General features: G+C 54.8%; 4 protein-coding genes and 1 tRNA gene. 1 reads left to right on the top strand and 4 read right to left on the bottom strand.

Features of this window, described 5'->3' with window-relative positions; translation table 11 throughout:
- Positions 1-60: 60 nt before the first annotated feature.
- The 3 genes from GAP13_RS12855 to GAP13_RS12865 form a co-directional block, all read right to left on the bottom strand.
- A complete protein-coding gene (locus GAP13_RS12855) occupies positions 61-252 on the bottom strand; it encodes a hypothetical protein (RefSeq protein ID WP_158908691.1) in 192 nt (63 codons plus the stop codon).
- A 52-nt stretch (positions 253-304) separates the two neighbouring features.
- Positions 305-1,618 carry a tyrosine-type recombinase/integrase gene (locus tag GAP13_RS12860; RefSeq protein WP_158908692.1) on the bottom strand — a complete coding sequence of 438 codons (1,314 nt, stop codon included), beginning with the start codon at positions 1,616-1,618 and terminating at the stop codon, positions 305-307.
- An 80-nt stretch (positions 1,619-1,698) separates the two neighbouring features.
- A tRNA-Val gene (locus GAP13_RS12865) sits at positions 1,699-1,772 on the bottom strand.
- Positions 1,773-1,808: 36 nt separating this feature from the next.
- Between GAP13_RS12865 and GAP13_RS12870 the strand changes: the two genes are divergently transcribed.
- A complete protein-coding gene (locus GAP13_RS12870; RefSeq protein WP_158908693.1) occupies positions 1,809-2,831 on the top strand; it encodes a PfkB family carbohydrate kinase in 1,023 nt (340 codons plus the stop codon).
- 36 nt (positions 2,832-2,867) lie between these two features.
- Here the strand turns inward: GAP13_RS12870 and GAP13_RS12875 are convergent.
- The coding region (locus tag GAP13_RS12875; protein ID WP_503473389.1) for a hypothetical protein at positions 2,868-3,518 on the bottom strand (651 nt) is incomplete at its 5' end.

Genomic DNA, 3,518 nt, shown 5'->3' on the forward strand with positions numbered 1-3,518 from the left:
TTTTCCCGGGAATTCCCAGTGATAAAACCAGGGAAATCTATCTGATATTTTCAGGGATTTTCAGCTTATATTAAACACAGATTCTTTCTCTTCCTTGCTGGAAGTGTCGTAGCGCCCTTCGAGGCTGGGCTTGATCAGAGCTTTGTCGAATGCCCTTTCAATAGCTGCCCGGTCAAGGCGCGCACCGGGGTTAGCGCCGTAGATCAGAAAGCCCTCGCTCCCATGGGGATTGGATGCCCCGAGTTCAAGCACTTTCTTGATTACTATAGAGGGCAGCTGAACAATCTGCCTATTCTCAAGTTTGTTAATTTTTTATGCCATCCAGAATTTCCCTGGATTTTTTTAGCGTTTCTGGTTGGGTATGGTCAGAATACCGACCCAAAGTCGCAATCACACGATGTCCTGTCAATTTCGCAGCTTCAATCGGCGTCAGCCCCGCATCGACAAGGCGGGTCGCATATAGGTGCCGCAATCCGTGGATGACCAGATTCCGTGCTTTCTGCTCCTCATACGATATGCCAATAGCCCTCAGGACGCGCTCCCACGCGCGCTTGACGGTAGTCATGGCGATGGGACGTATTGGATCCGCTGCGTTCAGAAGGACGAAACCGTCAGGGTTTGCCGTGCCGATTTCCTGTGCGACTCGGCGCGCTTCCAGCAGGAAGGGCTCAAGTGTTGCGGCAATGGGAACTGTCCGGCGGCTTTTTGCTTTCGGCTCTTTCAGACCGTCGGTGTCCGTGTAATTTATCTCGATGCGAATCAAGCCTTTTTCAAGATCAACATTCTTCCACATAAGTGCGCGTGCTTCCCCAACACGAGCTCCTGTGTACGCCAACAAAAGGATAATAAGCTTTTCTCTCCAGCCAACCGGGGCCATTCCTTCGTTCTTTTCTCCGCCTGGCATGCGGTTTCGGGGCCGTACTGAGATATGGGTTTTTAGGTTTGAGTCCTGCCATGGGCCTACGACTTCAAGATGGACTATTCGATCGAGTTCCTCATTGGTGAGAATGCCACGCTCCTTTACCGCGGCCTTCGGAAGCACGATCGCCGAGAAATCAATCTTTTCCATGACTCCGCGGCTGGAAAGCCAGGAGCAGGGCGTTCTGATGCAGTCGATAGCGGCTGAAATAGTGTATCGGCTCTTGCCTTTCTGCCGCATGGAGCGGATCCTGCTGTCAATATGTTTGAGCTTTAAATCTTGCATCGGAAGGCTATCGAGCGGTGCAATGGCCCAGTACGTGTTTGCGTTCCGCGCATTATCCCTGATGTACGAACCAGAGAGGGGCCGGCCTGCTGCAGCCATGTCCTGCAGGTACGGCGAGCGGGAAGGGTTCCAGAACAGGCGAAGGAATTCGATTACCGGTAATTCAGCGAGTCGGTCGATTTCGTCGAGCTTGATAACCTTTTTTTGTTCTTTGGCTTTTGCGACTGCTTCCAGGTCCTCGGTTGCCATAATCTTTGCAGCAATCGCTCCGGCTTTCGCTGCGGTTGGCGCATCAGTCGCCCGAGTCAGGAACGCCTTGCCACAAAATAGGAAACGAATGTAGTATTTTTTCTTGGTGCCCCATACGGTTCGGGAGAACACGCGGAAATCGATTTTTTCTTGCTTGCGCTTCATAATAGTTTACCTCCTGAATCTGGTAACAGTACCATGGTAACAGGAGCATTTTGCAAGCAACAACATCACGTAATTCTTTATGGGCGCTGACGGATTTGAACCGCCGACCTACTGGGTGTAAACCAGCCGCTCTGACCAGCTGAGCCAAGCGCCCGTGCAAATCGGGCTGAGATTATCACAATTTAAGGAAATGGGTCAAGTGAAGGCAGAATCAAGGGGTTTTCTGTTTGGGATCGGGCATGCTATGTGCGATGTGAGCGCGCGTCTCGATGATGAGGGCTGGGCGGCCTTTGAAAAGGTCTTTGGTTTTTCTGCGAGTTGCAGGCCGCACCATATCGATATCGAAGCGGCGCTGAAGGCGCTCGCCTTTATCGAAAAGCTCGCTGGGGAGGGGCATGCAGATCTCGTCTATTCCGCAGGCGGCTCTGCGCTCAATGCGGTTCGGGCAGCTTCGATGCTTGGCGCTAAGGCGTCGTTTGCCGGGTGCATCGGGGCTGATGCCCTCGGCGACATAATTGTGAATGATATCGAAGCCAGGGGCGTCCGAAGCCTGGTCGAACGCCGGGAAGGGGAGCACACCGGGGTTTTCTGCACGGTTCGGCATGGGGACCGCAGCGAGGATTCCAAGCCAGAAGCCCCGCCCATCATCCTCGCCTCTCCCGCAGGCGCGCGCAAAATTCGCGAAATGCCCCTCGCATCGTTCATACCCGAAGGCTCCGGAGTCGTGCATGCAGAAGGCCTTCTTGCTGATCGCGAGGGCTTGCTCGAAGAGGTCTTCCAAAGCGCGAAGGCGAAGGGCCTCGCTGTTTCCATCGACCTTGTGTCGGCAGAGATGGCCCGCCGCTACCGCGCGCCCATTCTCAATCTTATCGAGCGCTTTGTCGATTATGTGTTCTGTACCAAGGCTGAATTCGAGGCGCTGGGCGCAGATATCGCGCGCATGCGTCGCGATATTGCCTGGATTGTCAAGGCTGATAAAGAGGGCGTCGATTGCTACTTTCAAGGTGGCTCGGTTCATGAGGAGGCGCCCCGTGGCCCTGTAGTCGATGATCTTGGCGCGGGGGATGCTTTTGCGGGTGCGTTTCTCTACGGAAGAACTCTGGGCTGGCCGTTGGAAGCGTGCATAAAGCTGGGTTCTGCGGCGGCAGCCTGCGCGTTGCGTGCAAAAGGCTCGGTTCCTGATGCAGTCTGCATGCGCTCATTGCAAGCATAGTGTCACGAACCTTGCAGAAGGTAGGTAGGAGAAAACTCACGCAAGCGCATAGCGAGGCAGATACTCCGCAGACGTCTTGAGAGGGGTCGAGAATGCGCGCTTCCAGAGCTTCTGATCCAGTAGATCGAGCGAGAGCCTACTTAAGAATGCCCGTTCACGGAACATCCATGCGCGCCCCGTGGCCACGAGCTCGCGAGGTATGCCCGCCGCTTCTGCATGGGTCATACGCGCCTTTCGGTTCGCTTTGATCCGGAAGGGCTTTGCGTAGTTGTGCCAGGCCATGTAGACGCAGAACCGATTGAGCATATTGGCGACATTGCGGGAAAAGCAGACTGTTTCACGCCTATGGGCTGCCTGATCCTTTCTGAGCTCGCGATCCATGTAGTTGGCGCCGAAGAGGGGATTGTACCAGGTGCGCGGTTCGGTGGAGTGCACGGTCAGATGCACCAGTCGATGGTCTGCATTCTGGAAGCGAAAGAGCGGATGCCTATACAGCGCTCTGCGATATTCCTTTTTTTCGTCGGTGATGAGGATGAGAGGCTGCCAAAGCTGGGGCATGCGTTCCTGGGCAAGGCGATCGAGGAGCTCCCGGAATGAGCGTTCGATGCTTCGAGGCTCAAAGGTACACGCACGATAGAGCAGGGACATTCTATGCTTTTGAGCCTCGGTGGTGTTGCCGGAACGGCG

The organism is Rectinema subterraneum, from assembly GCA_009768935.1.
In the GTDB taxonomy this organism is placed as follows: Bacteria; Spirochaetota; Spirochaetia; order Treponematales; family Rectinemataceae; genus Rectinema; species Rectinema subterraneum.

Bases quoted from the DNA above. Each gene is read 5' to 3' on its own strand.
- GAP13_RS12860 (WP_158908692.1), bottom strand. From the start codon at position 1,618: ATGAAGCGCAAGCAAGAAAAAATCGATTTCCGCGTGTTCTCCCGAACC.
- GAP13_RS12870 (WP_158908693.1), top strand. From the start codon at position 1,809: ATGGGTCAAGTGAAGGCAGAATCAAGGGGTTTTCTGTTTGGGATCGGG.